This is a genomic window from Cellvibrio sp. BR (assembly GCF_000263355.1).
GTDB lineage: Bacteria > Pseudomonadota > Gammaproteobacteria > Pseudomonadales > Cellvibrionaceae > Cellvibrio.
This window is the reverse complement of the sequence record NZ_JH668200.1, coordinates 102,327-118,104: the sequence shown is the minus strand read 5'-3', so window position 1 is coordinate 118,104 and position 15,778 is coordinate 102,327. Positions and strand designations below refer to the sequence as shown.

Genomic DNA, 15,778 nt, shown 5'->3' with positions numbered 1-15,778 from the left:
CGCGGTAATCGCGGGAGCCTGATTGTCTAATCAGGCCGAGCGCGGTTGCTGGTTGACCAAGGTAAAACGCGGATCAAACAATTCCTGCGGAAATAGCGCTGCCGGATGATTACACCCCAAGCTGCCAAGTGCAGCTGTTTTGTGGCTTCTGGCGGCAGGCAAGTGGTTGGCGGTTATCTCGGCGCCGAGGCGTTTGCTCTTGTGCTCCAGCCAGCCGTTGGCATCGCTAAACGGCATGGGGCGATGAATAAAATAGCCTTGTACTTGATCGCAGTTGAGTTCGCGCAAACAGCTGATTTGCTCAAAGGTTTCCGCCCCTTCGGCCACCACGGTCAGGCCCAACGCATGGGCGATGGACACTATGCCCTGGGTGATATCCCAGTCCACCTTATTGCCGGGTAAATCGGCGACAAAGGATTTATCGATTTTGATGATATCCAGCGGCAGGCGCTTGATGTAGGTGAGCGACGCATAGCCGGTACCAAAGTCATCCACCGCCATACGCGCTCCCAAGTCGCGGCAGCGCAGCATAATGCGCTTGGCGCGCTCCAGATCTTCCAGCATGGCGGTTTCAGTAATTTCAATAATTAGCGCCTCGCCAAAGCCCTGTTGCTGTTCGCACAGGGTTTGCAGCTCCAGCAAAAACGAGGGGTGCAAAAAGTGGCGCGGTGAGATGTTGATATGAATATCCGGCGCCAACTCGCTGCTGTTCCACAGGCGCATTTGGCGTGCGGCTTCGCGCAATACCCAGTTGCCGATGCGGTATTCCAAATCGCCACGGGCGGACTCAAACGCCTGAATTAGCGGGCCGGCACTGATTACTTCACCGTCGGGTTTGCACCAGCGCAGCAGCGCTTCAAAACCCACCAGCGACAGATCGTGCAAATGGCAAATTGGCTGGTACCACAACTGCAGTTCATTGCGTTCCAGCGCACCTTCTACATCCACAATCGAAATCAGTTGTTCCTGTGGCAGCGCGGCTTTTACCGAGGCGCGTTGGAAGCGGTCGCCGCCCTGGCTTTTGGCGAGGTACATGGCGGCATCGGCTTTGCGCATCAGGTTAATTTCGTCCACACCGTCCTGCGGCGCCAGCACTACGCCAATACTGCCGCTCAAGCGCCCGCGTTTGCGCCCGCTGCCATAGGGCACCCGCAGCGCCTGCAAAAAGCGTTTGGCGAGCAGTTCGATATGGCTGTCGTCGCACTCTGCAATAATTAAAAATTCATCACCGCCCAAGCGCCCGAGTTGATCGCCTTTGCGCATCACATCGCTCAAGCGCAGCGCCAAGTCGCGCAGCAATACATCGCCGGTCTCGTGACCCCAGTGGTCATTGGCGGCTTTCAGCCCGTCGACATCGATAAAAAACAAGGCAAAACCGCGGTTGTAGCGCTGCAGGTTTTCCAGGCTGTGATCCAGACAATCGAGAATTCCGCGGCGATTTAACAGCTTGGTGAGCGGGTCTATGGTCACCAGCGAGCGCAGTTGTGCCTCCAGTTGTTCGCGATGGCACGCCACGGCAATTTGGCTCGCAATGCGCTCAGCCAGCGCCAGCAACTGCGGCGATAACTCGGCGGTTTTTTCGGTGTGCTTAAACCAGGAGGAGGCGATAACCCCCAGCACCTTGTCGGAGGAGATGAGTGGAATCACCAAATTGGACTGCAGGCCTGCATTTACCAGTTGGGGAATCGCCTCGGGGGCATTGGCGTAATCGCGGGTGAAAATACTGCGTTTGGTTGCCAGTGCGCGCCCGGCAATACCGGTGGTGGAGGTGAAACGAAAGCCTTTAAACGCACTTAATAAATGTTGTTGCTCGCCTTCAAACAGTTTGTATTCAAAGGTCTGGCTCTCTTCGTCGAGCAAAATCAGCGCGGTACCGTCCGCATTCAATAGGGTGCGCACCGCTGCAGCGGCTTTTTTAAAAAATAATTGGAAATCCGGTTCGAGGGTCAGCGCATCCATGGTGGCCAATAGCGATGGCACAGCGGTGTCTAACAATAAAGAATGGTTCATGGATGCATGCTCACAAGTACATCAAAAAGCGCCAAAACAGCTCAGGCAGGTGTGATCAGCAATTAGCTTGCCACTTAGGTCGCAACGGTCAGATTTATGTTATTTGATCGGTTTTTGATGTGGCAGGCGCGAGCGGTGAGTAGGTTTTTTAAAAAAACTGGTATGCAAGCTGTGTCCCGCTCCCTGTTTAGGGGCGGGATTCCAGAGGAAGGTGCAGAAATAGTGCAAATTTCAGCGCCAAAAAGCTGATTTTCAGTGCTCCAACCGCAGTTGCCCTACGAAATTGCAGGGGCGATGGCGCGCATCCAGTTGATCGACAATGATTTTTGACCATGCGGTGGTGCAGGCGCCAGTAGAGCCGGGCAGGCAAAAAATCAGGGTGCGATTGGCAAGCCCTGCTGTGGCGCGGGACTGGATGGTGGAGGTGCCAATCTCCTCATAGGAGACCTGGCGGAACAGCTCGCCAAAACCCACCACGGTTTTATCAAACAGTGGGGTCACCGCTTCGACGGTCGAGTCGCGCCCGGCAAAGCCGGTACCGCCGGTAATCAGCACCACCTGCGCCAGCGGGTCGACAATCCAATTGGAGAGCGCGGCGCGGATTTGATAGATGTCATCGATCACTAATTTTCGATCATGCAATTTGTGGCCGGCAGCGGTGAGTAAATCCTGTAGTTTTTGACCTGAGGTATCTGTTTCCAGGTTGCGGGTGTCGGAGACGGTAAGGACGCAGATATTGAGTGGCTCGAATTCTTTTTGTGCTGACATATCAGCCCCCTGTCATATTCATAAACCGCACTATCTGCGGTTCGTCATTGTTGATATCAAAGGTGTGTTTCTCGGGTTTGTGCTGCATGGCGGCGATGATTTGCGCGCGCAGGTCGCTATTGGGATTGCTACTGCCGCGTAAGGTCGCACGCAGATCCACGCTATTTTCCTGCCCTAAACACAGCAGCAGGCGACCGGTGGCGGTGACGCGCACGCGGTTGCAGCTGCCGCAAAAATTGTTGGAGTGGGGCGAGATAAATCCGATCTGACTGCTATAGCCAGCGGCCTGCCAATAGCGCGCTGGACCGGCATTATCGCTACTGTGGTCATCGTTGGCGGCAAGGGGCTGCAATTGCAGGTCGTGTAGCTGCGCGCGCAGTTCATCGCTGCTGATAAATTCCGCCGCGCGCCCGTGTTCATCAATTCGTCCGAGCGGCATCTCCTCGATAAAGCTGATATCCAGACCTTCATCCAATGCAAAGCGCACCAATGCCGGTACTTCATCGGCGTTGTAGTGTTTGAGTGCAACGCAGTTGAGTTTGATGCGCTTAAAGCCAGCCGCTTGCGCGGCTTTGATCCCGGCTAATACCTGGTTGATATCGCCAAAGCGGGTGAGCTGGCGAAAACGCGCCGGGCTCAAGCTGTCGAGGCTGATATTGATGCGTTCAACGCCCGCATCCCTAATCGCCTGGGCATATTGCGGCAAGTGGGTGCCATTGGTGGTGAGGCACAGCTCTTTTAATCCGTTCAACTGGCCGAGGCGTTGTAGTAAATCGATGGTGCCTTTGCGTACCAGTGGCTCACCGCCGGTAATACGCAGTTTGGTCACGCCCAGAGCCACAAAGGTTTCGCCCAAGGTGGTCAGCTCTTCAATGCTCAATACCTCACTGCGCGGCAGAAATTGCATCTCCTCCGCCATGCAGTAGACGCAGCGCAGGTCGCAGCGGTCAGTCACCGACAGGCGCACATAATTAATGGTTCGACCAAAACTATCGACTAGTGACATATAAGGAAGGTAGTTCCCCGTTGCAAAGCAACATTAACAAGTGACAAGGCTGCCGCCGTAGGCGGCCAAACAACTCTAGCGAGCCGTGTCTATTCGCTCAAGGCTTTTTCGGCCCTGCAGCTCTTGCTGGCGCGCAGAATTGTCATTCAAAGCCTGTTCCAAAATGGTGAATAGTTGCAGTGTAAACCGCTTGCGGCCTATTGCAGGGATTTATTTCATCGGAGCTTGATCTGCATCCAACGCAAAAATAGTTTGGTTAATGACTAAAAAATCAAAAATGCAATCCTATGGTGCGCAGTGCACCATCACTTTGTTTTTATATGGTGCATTTTGCGGAAATCAAATTTTTGCATTTTGCTTTTATCTGGTGCGCTCATGCACCAATAAAAAACAGAAAAACAAATTTTATCCCAAGGGGGATCGCGCCGGGCTGTGGCATGTCGGCTGCGTTGTATTTATAAGCATATGAAAATAAAAGGAAAATAATTTTTTTGTAGAAAAAAATGGATATGGCACTGCGTTTGCAATTCCCTGATTGTAAACAACAGGCAGGTAATGTCATGAACCATTTCTTCAAAGCCAATATTCAGGTACTGCCCTCGGCGCTGATAAAAGCGCGCGGCGTAAAGAAAACAGGCGACAGTCAGGAGCGAGCCAAAAAATCACCTGCCGGCAAAGTCTGGTTGGTAGGTGCAGGCCCGGGCGATGCGGAATTGTTAACGCTGAAAGCGCTGCGTGCGATCAATAACGCCGACATTATTTTTTACGATTATCTGGTCAGCCCGGATATTCGCGCGCTGTTCCCTTCGCACATTCCTGCGCACTATGTGGGTAAAGCAAAAAACCACCACAGCATCAAGCAGGAAGATTTAAATCAATTATTGGTTACCCAAGCGCAAGCGGGTTTAAACGTTTGCCGCATTAAAGGTGGTGATCCTTTTGTCTTTGGTCGTGGCGGCGAAGAATTGTTAGAGCTGCGCAGCGCGGGTATCGATGCCGAAGTCATTCCCGGCATTACCTCCGCTTCCGGTTGCAGTACTTACGCCGATATTCCGTTAACTCATCGCGGTTTGTCGCAGGGCTGCACCTTTGTCACCGGTCACGCTGAAAAAAGCTTGGATGTGAATTGGGCTGCACTGGCGCAATTGAATCACACCCTGGTGTTTTACATGGGCCTGACCCGCGCCGATGAAATTGCTACGCAATTATTGGCGGGCGGTTTGGCGGCGGACACGCCGGTTGCGATTATTGAAAACGGTTGCCGCAAAGACCAGCGCGACATTATCTCCACCTTAACTGAATTTCCTGCCGCGGTAATTCGCGAGCAAGTGCAATCACCGGCGCTGATTATTGTGGGCGAAGTGGTGCGCATGAAAGAAAAGTTGCAAGCACAAGTCTGGCAGCACGCCAGCGCAGAGAGTTTGCTGCTGGCCTAGTGGCAGCAGCACAAGAGAAATATTTCAACCGGTTAGCTTTGGCTAGTTAAAACATTCAGTTCAAAGACATAGATAAGCGTTTAATAACGTGAGGCACATATGAAGAAGCGTATTGTTGTAGTCGGTAACGGCATGGTAGGGCACAAGTTTATTGATAATTTGGTAAACCATGCTGAAGCTGATCAATATCAAGTGGTAACTTTTTCAGAGGAGCCGCGCCTTGCTTATGACCGCGTACAGCTCTCCAAATATTTTTCCGGTTCTACCGCTGACGATTTAATGTTGACCAGCGAAGATTATTACCGCGAAAAAAATATCGACTTTATCTTGAAAGATAAAGTGATCGATCTGGATTTTGAAAACAAAGAAGTGATTACCGCATCGGGTCGCCGCGAAGGCTACGACAAATTAGTGTTAGCGACAGGTTCGTTTCCGTTTGTACCGCCAATTCCCGGTAACAATGGTGAGCACTGTTTGGTGTACCGCACTATTGAAGACCTGGAGGCCATTACCAATTCTGCCAGCGTCAGCAAAGTGGGTGTAGTAGTGGGTGGTGGTTTGCTCGGTTTGGAAGCGGCCGCCGCGTTAAAAGCAGCTGGCCTTGAAACTCACGTGGTGGAATTTGCACCGCGCTTGATGGCAGTACAACTCGATGAAGGTGGCGGTAAATTATTGCGCCGCAAAATTGAAGCTATCGGCGTAAAAGTTCACACCCAAAAAGCCACCACCGAAATTGTGGCAGGTACCGAAGCGCGCTATCGCATGAATTTTGCTGATGGCAGCCATTTGGAAACCGATATGATTTTATTCTCTGCCGGTATTCGCCCGCAGGACGAACTCGCGCGCAAATGCGGTTTGGGTGTGGGTGAGCGCGGCGGTATTGTAGTGGACAATAATTGCTTAACCACCATCAAAGATGTCTATGCAATTGGCGAATGTGCGCTGTGGAATAATCGCATTTACGGTTTGGTTGCGCCCGGTTACCAAATGGCAAAAGTAGCGGTATCCCATATTACTGGTGGCAGCGATCAATTTATGGGTGCGGACATGAGCACCAAATTAAAGCTGCTCGGCGTGGATGTGGCATCGATTGGCGATGCTCATGGTACTACTCCGGGTTCATTAAGTTATACCTACAGCAATGATGTCGATGAAGTTTATAAGCGCATGATTGTTTCTGCCGACAATAAAAAATTGTTGGGCGCGGTATTGGTAGGCGATGTAGAGGCTTACGGTACATTGCAACAAATGTGCGTTAACGGTATGGATTTACCGGATGATCCCAACTGCTTAATTCTGCCTAACGTCGATGGCGGCGGCATGGCAATTGGTGTGGATGCACTGCCGGAAACGGCCATGATCTGCTCCTGTTTTGATGTGAGTAAAGGTGCAATTTGTTGTGCCGTACAAGACGGTGCGCGCACCATGGGCGACATCAAAGCCATCACCAAAGCGTCTACCGGTTGCGGTGGTTGCAGCGCATTAACCAAACAAGTGATGGACTCCGAACTGACCAAGTTGGGCGTGGAAGTAAGCAACCATATTTGCGAGCACTTCCCGCATTCGCGTCAGGAATTGGCTGACATAGTGCGCATCAAAAAAATCAAAACCTTTGACCATTTGCTGGATGAACACGGCCATGGTTTGGGTTGTGAAATTTGTAAGCCGGCCGTTGGATCCATTCTTGCTGCTTTCTGGAATGAATATGTGTTGGATGAAAAACACATTGGCTTGCAAGACACTAACGATATTTTCCTGGGCAATATGCAAAAAGACGGCACCTATTCCATCGTGCCGCGTGTTGCCGGTGGCGAGATTACGCCGGACAAATTAATTGTGCTCGGCCAAGTCGCCAAAGATTACAAACTCTACACCAAAATCACTGGCGGCCAGCGTATCGATTTATTCGGCGCGCAATTGCATCAGTTGCCGGCGATTTGGAAAATTTTGGTCGATGCCGGTTTTGAAACGGGTCACGCCTACGGCAAATCATTGCGCACCGTGAAATCCTGTGTGGGTAGCACCTGGTGTCGTTATGGGGTGTTGGATTCAGTGGGCATGGCGATTGAATTGGAAAATCGCTACAAGGGTGTCCGTGCACCGCACAAAATTAAATTTGGTGTGTCGGGTTGTACCCGTGAATGTGCTGAAGCGCAGTCTAAAGATTTCGGGGTTATCGCCACCGAAACGGGTTGGAGTTTATATGTGTGTGGTAACGGCGGTATGCGCCCGCGTCACGCTGATTTATTTGCCACCGGTTTGGATGATGTCACCCTCATTAAATATATCGACCGCGTAATGATGTTCTACATCCGCACCGCTGATCGCCTGCAGCGCACGTCGGTGTGGCTGGAAAATATGGAAGGCGGTTTGGATTACCTGAAGAAAGTGGTGATTGACGATAAGTTATCTATTTGTGCGGAATTGGAAGCGCAAATGGCCTACAACATCAGCCAGTACCAGTGCGAATGGAAAACCACCGTCGAAAACGAAACGCTGCAAAAACGTTTCAAACATTTTATCAACACTGATGCCACCGATGACAATTTGGCTTATGTCGTAGAGCGCGAACAAATTCGCCCCGCGACGGCGCTGGAACGTAGCAACAGCAGCATTCAATTTGTTGAGTTGGTGGATTAGTTATCCGTAGCCCGTATGGAGTCTAACGAAATACGGGGCTTGGAATAAATTAATGATCCCGTAGAGCGCTAGGCGCCATACGGGCTACGAATCAAAAAGTATTTTAGTGAGAAAAAATTATGAGTGATAAACCCTGGGTCAGCGTGTGTGAACTTGATGATTTGTTGCCCGATACCGGTGTTTGTGCGCAGGTAAATAGCAAGCAGGTCGCCATTTTTCGTTCGCGTCGGTTAAATGAAATTTTTGCGATCAGCAATTACGATCCTATCGGCGAGGCGAATGTATTGTCGCGCGGTATTATTGGTTCAATCGGTGATGAAGTGGTTGTCGCTTCGCCACTGTACAAAGAGCACTACAATCTGCGCACCGGTGAGTGTTTGGAAAAACCCGAGTATGCCGTAGCGGTATTTCCAGTGCGGGTTGATGATGGTTTGGTACAAGTGCAGGTCTAGTTAACCGCGCAAAGTGTAAGCGCTGTAGCAATAGTTTTTTGTGAGTACTTCCCCCTCTTCTTCGACTGCTTCATGAGTCGCTTCCACGGGCAAATCGTTTGATTTGCCCTTTTTTATTGCCGCTGATGACGCCTTGCTGGGCAAACATAGCTATTGCCGGCTGCAATCGAGTAAAATTTGGCAAGTTTTATTCCCGCTTTTTTGACGAGACCCCCGTTTATGAGACACGCCCTGGTGTTTATCGCCTTTGCCAGCCTGAGTTTGAGCGCCTATGCCGATGTATTTGCCGTGTTCCGCGAAGAGGACGGCAGTACCCGTTGGCAATATGTGGCCAATACCAGCGCCAGCTTGCTGATATTGGCGTTGCTGATAGTGCTGTTTTTTCTCATTCGCGCCCACTGGCGTGCAGTGCGCTCCAATCGTGCGCTGACCGAAATTAAGGCAACCCTGGAGGAGCGTGTGGCGCACCGCACTGCTGAATTGCAGGAGCGCGAGGCTTATATCGCCAGTATTGTGAATTCCATGCCGGTGATGTTGATTGGCTTGAACCAGAAATTGGAAATTACCCAGTGGAATAAAAAGGCCGAAGAGGTTACTGGTCGCCCACTCAAAGATGTAGTGGGCACAAATTTGTGGAAAGCTTATTCCTCCATCACCCTGACCGAGGCTCAGGTTAAGGCGGTATTGGAATCGGGCGAGACCATGAACATCAAACATGCCCAGCCCGGCCAATACAGTTTTGATATCACGCTTTATCCGCTGGATAAACAGGATGATACCGGCATAGTGATTTTGATTTCCGATGTCACCAAACAAGTCAACGCCGAAAATAAATTAGCCGAGCGCGATAAGGTTTCTGCGATGGGTGAATTGGCCTCGGCGATGGTGTATGACATCAGCCTACCCATCAACAGTATTTTTGCCCGGGTTTCCAGCGCGCGCCAGGAATTGGAAGCGGCGGATTTAGGTGAAGTAAAAGAGTTTTTGTTGAGCGAAGTGGAAATGGTGCGTCAAAGCGCGCAACAAGCTACAGCGATTGCACAAAATTTATTGGAGCTGGCCAGTAGTCATCACGACATCAAGCAGCCCGCAGCAATTGCGCCGATTATGGATCACAGCATTGAATTGGCGAGTCAGTTGTTCAAAGATGCAGAGGGGTTGGCATTTCGCCAGATTAATATCCGTCGCAACTACGCTGCTAATCTGCCGGAAATCCCCTGTTTTCCCGCTGAACTGGCACAGGTATTTGTGCGTTTGATGCGCAATGCATTTTATGCGCTCAACGCCAAACCTTGGCATGACAATGACAAACCCTGGATTAATATTGAGATAGCAGAATTTTACGACTCGCTGTGGATTAAGCTGGCACACAACGGCAAATGTCTCAGCGAAGAAGAACAGTTGGATATTTTCCAGCCCTATTTTGCGATGAACAGTCATCCGGAAAGTTGCCCGGTCGAGCAGCGTTTGTCCTATTCCTACTTCATCATCGCCCATCACCACCGCGGCCAAATGGCAGTCACCTCCGACGAGCAAAACGGCACCTGTTTTAATATTCAATTAGCGCTGGGTTAAGCATTGGCCATGAGTTGTTTGGTGGCGCGCAGTTGCGCCAAATCGCGTACCGGCGGCAAACCAAACAGGCGATGGTATTCGCGATTAAATTGCGATGGGCTTTCGTAGCCGACACGATGGCTGGCTGTCGCCGCATCCAGATTTTCTGCAAACAACAAACGCCGCGCTTCTTGCAAGCGTAAATTTTTTTGATATTGCAGCGGCGTCATATTGGTCACGTTTTTAAAATGGGTGTGCAGTGACGAATTACTCATACACGCCGTTTGCGCCAACTCTTCAATGCGCCAGCTTTTTTGGAAATCCCGTTTCAGCAGTGCAATTACGGCGGCAATTTTTTGCGCGTGGCTATCGGCGAGCGCGATTTGGTGGAGCGCATCAGCCTGGTCGTCTTGCAGCAGGCGGTAGAGTATTTCGCGCTCAAACAGTGGAGCCAGAATCGGCAGGTCAGCGGGATTGTCCAGCAAGCGCAACAGGCGCAGCACAGCATCCAATAAGTGCCCATTGGCCTGGCTTACAAACAGCCCGCGCTGCGACCTGACCGCACGGCTAAGTTTGTCGTGGCTGGTTTGCGGCGAGGTATTTTTGGGTGTGGTTTCAATTAACAAGTCGCTGATTTTTTGTGGCGTTAATTCCAGGCGGACACACAAATAAGGTTTATCCTCGCTCGCCTCAACAACTTGGCCCACCACGGGTAAATCCACAGCGGCGACCAAATAGTGCCTGGGGCTGTAGTTATAAATTTCATCGCCCAGCATGGCGCGTTTACACCCCTGCGCAATAATGCATAGCGCGGGTTCATAGCGCCCATGGATTGCTTCACTCGTGCGGTTGGCGCGATAAATTTGCAGCGGCCCAAACGCGGTTTTGCTCATGCCTTCCTGCGGGGCAAGTTTGAGCGTTCGCGCTACCATCTCCGCCAGAATGGCATCGACACTGGGGCTGGTTATAAGGCTGGGGTCGGCCGCATTCATCGCTTGAATCCTCGTTAATAACACAGCACCGAGTGTAGCGCGTTGGCTTCGTGCCTAGAACCGGTTGCAGCATGAGTCTGGAGGAATAGGCAATAACCCGAGAGTAATTGGCTATCCGCGCGCGCGTGCAAACCCTATATTTACCCTGCCGCTGTGCAATTCCGCCTTGACCTTACCATGGCGGAAGGTTTCAAACTGGCGCTCACCCTATCCGGGCCGGCCAATTTATTTGAGAATCCCCACAAGGGAAGGAGCTGAGTATGCAACACCACCAATCCCTGAATGCTGACATCCGTGAATTTTTACGTGGCGCTTTTTCCGGTTCTGCTGCGCACTTTGAACGCTATGTTGCCGAACAGGTTCGTTGCTGGGGATTTCCGGAGTTTAATCCTGAATGTCGCCATGAGTATCAGGGCTTTTTTAATTTATTGATGGATGTATTTGCTGATGCCAATTGGTCGATTGAGCAATTGTTGACGAGCGATTCAGAGGCCCTGATAACCTTTAGTGTGCAGGGCGTTCATCACGAGGAATTTATGGGGCTGCCAGCAACCGGGTGCCTGCTGACGATGCGCGCGCGTTTGCTCCTGCGGGTAAAAGCCGGGCAAATTAGTGAATCCTGGATGTACGGAAAATCCATTCAACTTATCACCAGCAAGGGTAAGTGTTTTGAGTTGCAGCCCTCGGCTGAGGCGCGTGCGGTAGTTTCATCGCCTCTTACTTCGTTGTGTCACTCGCACCGGTCCCACGCCAGTCGATGACAAAAGCCAACTAACCTGCCGCGCATTTTGTGGAACAATAGTTGTTCCCTAAATACTCGGCAGCTGGTGCTATGGCAGAACAATCCTTGATGAAAGATGGCTTGGGCCGCGCGGCAATCGCGCGTATTGGCAACAGCCTGGCGCAGGTGATTCCACAATTTGATGCGCGGGCATTTGAGGCCGATGCCCGGCGCGGATTGGATCAGCTTGAATTAAAAGCGCGGGTTCATCACCTGATTGATGTTTTGCATCGCCATTACGATTTGCCGTTTAAAAAACTCAGCAACTATTTGCAGCATTTACCCGAGGTGTGGGACAGGGGCAGCGCGGCAGACAATAAAGCCGGTTTTGCCGCTTGGCCGGTGATTGATTACGTCGCCGTACACGGCTTAGCGCACCCCAAAGAAGCGCTGCACACGCTGGAAAAATTAACACCGCTGTTCAGCGCAGAATTTGCGATTCGCCCGTTTATCCAACAACACCCGGATTTTACCTACGCAAAATTAGTGGACTGGTGCGATCACCCTTCCGAGCATGTGCGCCGTTTAGCGTCGGAAGGTTCGCGCCCGCGTTTGCCCTGGGGCATGCGCCTGCCGCAATTTATTCATAACCCCGAACCACTGCTGGGTATTTTGCAAAAATTAAAAACTGACGAGAGTTTATATGTGCGTCGCTCGGTGGCGAATAACCTGAACGACATCAGTAAGGACAATCCGGAATGGATGATCAAGTTGTGTGCAGCCTGGTTGGCCGATTCTCACGAGCATACCAATTGGATTGTAAAACACGCCATGCGCAGTTTGGTAAAAGCGGGCGATGCGCGGGTATTTCCTCTTTTGGGTTATGCCGCTAAACCCAGTGTAACGCTAAGTGATATTACGCTTGCTAAACACACCATTGCCCTGGGCGATGCGCTTGAATTTAATTGCACGCTTAGCGGCGGCAAACGCGCGCAACATGTGGTGGTGGATTATGTGATCTATTTTATGAAAGCCAACGGCAAGCTCGCACCCAAAGTTTTTAAATTAAAAAATATTGCACTTGCTGCCAACGAAACTGTTGTTATTTCCAAGCGCCACTCATTCAAACCTATTACTACCCGCCGCTACTACACTGGTGCACATCAGGTGGCGATCCAAATCAATGGTACAGAAATAGCGCGCCGTGAATTTGAGCTTACACGCTAAGCGCTGACAATTATTTCACCACAATTGATTGGTGTAATCAGAGCAGTGCCAGTGCCTGATTGAGCTTGTCTTCCAGTTCGGATTTCAGGTGCAAATAGTGCCCGAGTTGCAGCCCGGTTTGTTGGGCAATAGTGTCCTGACAGAGCGATAAATCCAGATCGGTAATGTAGCAGGGGTAGCGCTCGCCCTGTTTGCGGCGCTGCACAATGTAATTGGCCACAGCGCTAAATAATTGCTCGCCATAACTGAGCGCAGAAAATTCCTGTTCATCACAAAAAATGGTATAGCGCAGTTGTTGTTCGCTATCCATTTCGGCAATCGCTTTAATGTTGATAAAGTGCAATTGCGACCAGTCTTTTTGCAAGTGACGTGGTTCCGCAATAGCTTGTTGTTGTTTGATGTTGCCGGTGAGTTCGTAAATTAGAATATCTTTCTGTTCACCCGCAGTAATCGTCTGCGCGCTGTTCAATAATTGGCGCTGCAGTGCGGCATTAATAAACGTCACCAGCGGTCGCAATAGGGTTTGTTGGTTGTGATAAGAAGAATGGATGCTAAACAGCGAACCGCGTTCATCAATAATAATGATTTTGGCATCGCTGCCTTCCAGATAATAAAACAAATAAATCGCGCGCTTCTTAGCGGTCTCGCAGATTAAACGCAGGGGTTTGTCGCGCAACCCATAGCGGTCAATCACAATCGGGCTGTAATCGCTCTGTGCTTGCCCCAACCGTTCCAATAATTTTTCGTAACTTTTAAAGCGCTGAATTTGCGGCAGCTGCTGCACAAATTGCAGTACCAAATATTCATCGCCGACTTCCAGCACGTAGCGGCTGGAGCGCGGGCGGGTGCCGGAATAAAAGCAGCTGATCAGGTCGCGCCATAATTCGGTAAGGCGCTGGGTAATATTGTTGCCCTGGCTGCTGCTAAAACAGCGAATGCTCAGCTCGGGCAAACTGAAGGGTTTGCCCGGCGAAAATAAGCGGAAATAATGCAACAGGCAATTGACCAATGCGTCATTGGCATAGTGGCGACAAATCAATTCACCCCAGGAGTTGATGTGAATAACATCGGCATTGATGATCAAATTTTCACGCAGTCCACTGTAACCCAATGCATCGCGTTGGCTGCTGAGCATCTGCATGCCTTTTTTATGTAACTCAACCTGGGGTTCAACGCCGGTATTGATAATGAGCAATATCCGCTCGATGGAAGCCTGGCGGGTAAAGTGTTCGTGCTCTATGGTGAATGGTACCGGCAGCCACTGTTGCAGTGCCTGAATAAGTTGTTGTTTTTGACCGTGGGTAAGTTCAACTTCGCTACCGACAATATCGATTTTGGTGTGGTTTTCCAGAATTTGATTGGCGTGACACCAGAGTAACAATTCCACCAAACTGCGTGAGCGTTTGATGGGCGCCACATCGATATACCGCAGGATCACATCCTGCTGGGTGCCGCGAATCAATTGCCAATTTTTTTCGCCTGCGTTTTTTTGGTCTTGGTTTTTTTCTTCTACCATAAAACACAGTGCATCTTCACTGATGTCGCGCGAAATTCCCGGGTTAATCAATTCTACTTTCCCTGCCTTACGCTCAAAGGCCGCGTGCAGTTTTCGCCCGAGAATCATTAATTCATCGCTGGTGATTGCAATTTCATCGCGATGTTGTTTGCTGAGTTCGTTGAGTAAGCGGTAGCTGTGGTTTAATTCATTCACCAATAACGCGCGCTCGCTAATCACGTGCGGCGCTTTCCAATAGGCGCGGTTGTCCAGCATTAATAGTTGATGGCTGCTCCAACCCCAGTTGGCGGCCATTTTTTCCAACAGTTGTCGCTGCCAGGATTTTTTACGTTTTGCACTGGTGCGGGACAGCGCTTTATTCACCTTAAAATAAAAACAGCGGCGCACTAGATCCAAGCGCTGAAATTGTTGGTGCTGCTCCAGATACTGTTCAATACGCTGGTAGACCATCACATAGGGGTCAAGCAAATCGGCGTCCGGTTCGCTGCTATAAATCGCGCGTTTTAAACTCAGGGCCAATGGCTCGGCGGCGTGAGTGATTGCAGTGGAATTTTCTTCGGACGTAAAACTGCTTAGGCTAGTGCTGCTCGCACTGGCATAGACCTCAAGCAACAATAGTTTCAGCACAGATTTGTAGGGCGATTCAATCGCTTTATAAAGTTGCCAGACGCCCGCGCCAATAAATTCGTTGGCGGGAATATCGGGTAGCCCGCCAAAATCGATTACATCTTGCGATTTAAGAAATCGGCGGCCTACTAATTTTTCACAAAAATCCTGATAGTCGCGCTCGCGTGAAGCGGGCACAAACCACCAGAGTGGAACCTTGCCCGCAAGCCAAAGCGCCGTGCGATAAAACTCGTCCAGTAATAAATAGTGTTGCGCCGAACCGCTGGCTTCGCTGCTTAACCCCTGGTTGCGCTGCTGTGAAAATTCGTCGGCATTCATCAAAAAGAAATGCACTTCCAAGTGAATTTGCTGTGCAGCCCAGGCGCTGATCAATGCGCATTTGCGTTCCAGTTCGTGCAGGGTGGGGTAGTTTGCATCCAGACTGTGGCACACCCATACATCCAAATCGCTGGAGTCGCTTTGGGCAATAGTGCCCACGCTACCCATAATAAACAGTGCATCAATGTAACAATTCTTTTCAGTGAGATCGCGCTGATAATTAAAACTGCGCGCAATAATTTTTGCGTAGCGCAGTTGCTCATCCGTGGGCGAGTATTGGTAAACACCGGCGGGTGTGCTGTGGGAAATATAACCCGGCAGCATGGGGTGATTAACGTGAAACAGCAGCGGCAACAATTGTAAAAATTGCTGCTGACGCTCGGACAGCGCCGCACAAGTGCGGGCATAACGCTGTTGGTTTAAGGTGAGAAATCGCTGCTTCAGTTGGCTGAGTTGTTTGCGGTCAACACCATCGTCTATATCGTGAATATCTATCGGGCGGGAAAACATA

11 protein-coding genes are annotated in these 15,778 nt (G+C 50.6%); 6 read left to right on the top strand and 5 right to left on the bottom strand.

Annotation, left to right across the window (positions count from 1 at the left end):
• Positions 1–30 precede the first annotated feature (30 nt).
• The 3 genes from O59_RS00505 to moaA all read right to left on the bottom strand — a co-directional run bounded on the left by O59_RS00505 (position 31) and on the right by moaA (position 3,784).
• Positions 31–2,010 (bottom strand): bifunctional diguanylate cyclase/phosphodiesterase, encoded by a 1,980-nt coding sequence (locus O59_RS00505; RefSeq protein ID WP_040390959.1) that lies wholly within the window; start codon positions 2,008–2,010, stop codon positions 31–33.
• A 252-nt stretch (positions 2,011–2,262) separates the two neighbouring features.
• Positions 2,263–2,778: a molybdenum cofactor biosynthesis protein B gene (gene moaB / locus O59_RS00500; protein ID WP_007638377.1), complete on the bottom strand. Its 516-nt coding sequence runs from the start codon at positions 2,776–2,778 to the stop codon at positions 2,263–2,265.
• A 1-nt stretch (position 2,779) separates the two neighbouring features.
• Complete coding sequence (gene moaA / locus O59_RS00495) at positions 2,780–3,784, bottom strand: GTP 3',8-cyclase MoaA (RefSeq protein ID WP_007638375.1); 1,005 nt, start codon at positions 3,782–3,784, stop codon at positions 2,780–2,782.
• Between the two features lie 560 nt (positions 3,785–4,344).
• Between moaA and cobA the strand changes: the two genes are divergently transcribed.
• The 4 genes from cobA to O59_RS00470 all read left to right on the top strand — a co-directional run bounded on the left by cobA (position 4,345) and on the right by O59_RS00470 (position 9,887).
• A complete protein-coding gene (gene cobA / locus O59_RS00485) occupies positions 4,345–5,220 on the top strand; it encodes a uroporphyrinogen-III C-methyltransferase (RefSeq protein WP_157152425.1) in 876 nt (291 codons plus the stop codon).
• Between the two features lie 99 nt (positions 5,221–5,319).
• The gene (gene nirB / locus O59_RS00480) at positions 5,320–7,860 is read left to right on the top strand and encodes a nitrite reductase large subunit NirB (protein ID WP_007638372.1); all 2,541 of its coding nucleotides are present in this window, start codon (positions 5,320–5,322) and stop codon (positions 7,858–7,860) included.
• A 119-nt stretch (positions 7,861–7,979) separates the two neighbouring features.
• Entirely contained in the window at positions 7,980–8,312 is a 333-nt protein-coding gene (gene nirD / locus O59_RS00475; protein ID WP_007638371.1) for a nitrite reductase small subunit NirD, read from the top strand.
• A 219-nt stretch (positions 8,313–8,531) separates the two neighbouring features.
• Complete coding sequence (locus O59_RS00470; RefSeq protein ID WP_157152424.1) at positions 8,532–9,887, top strand: PAS domain S-box protein; 1,356 nt, start codon at positions 8,532–8,534, stop codon at positions 9,885–9,887.
• On the opposite strand, the gene O59_RS00465 is transcribed toward O59_RS00470, so the two are convergent.
• Positions 9,884–10,858 carry an AraC family transcriptional regulator gene (locus O59_RS00465; RefSeq protein WP_007638362.1) on the bottom strand — a complete coding sequence of 325 codons (975 nt, stop codon included), beginning with the start codon at positions 10,856–10,858 and terminating at the stop codon, positions 9,884–9,886. The genes O59_RS00470 and O59_RS00465 overlap by 4 nt on opposite strands.
• A gap of 260 nt (positions 10,859–11,118) precedes the next feature.
• On the opposite strand from O59_RS00465, the gene O59_RS00460 reads away from it, so the two are divergent.
• Entirely contained in the window at positions 11,119–11,619 is a 501-nt protein-coding gene (locus tag O59_RS00460; RefSeq protein WP_007638360.1) for an ester cyclase, read from the top strand.
• A gap of 71 nt (positions 11,620–11,690) precedes the next feature.
• Positions 11,691–12,806: a hypothetical protein gene (locus tag O59_RS00455; protein WP_007638358.1), complete on the top strand. Its 1,116-nt coding sequence runs from the start codon at positions 11,691–11,693 to the stop codon at positions 12,804–12,806.
• Between the two features lie 37 nt (positions 12,807–12,843).
• Here O59_RS00455 and O59_RS00450 read toward each other — a convergent pair whose 3' ends face one another.
• Complete coding sequence (locus tag O59_RS00450; RefSeq protein ID WP_007638356.1) at positions 12,844–15,777, bottom strand: class I adenylate cyclase; 2,934 nt, start codon at positions 15,775–15,777, stop codon at positions 12,844–12,846.
• Between the last annotated feature and the right edge of the window lies 1 nt (position 15,778).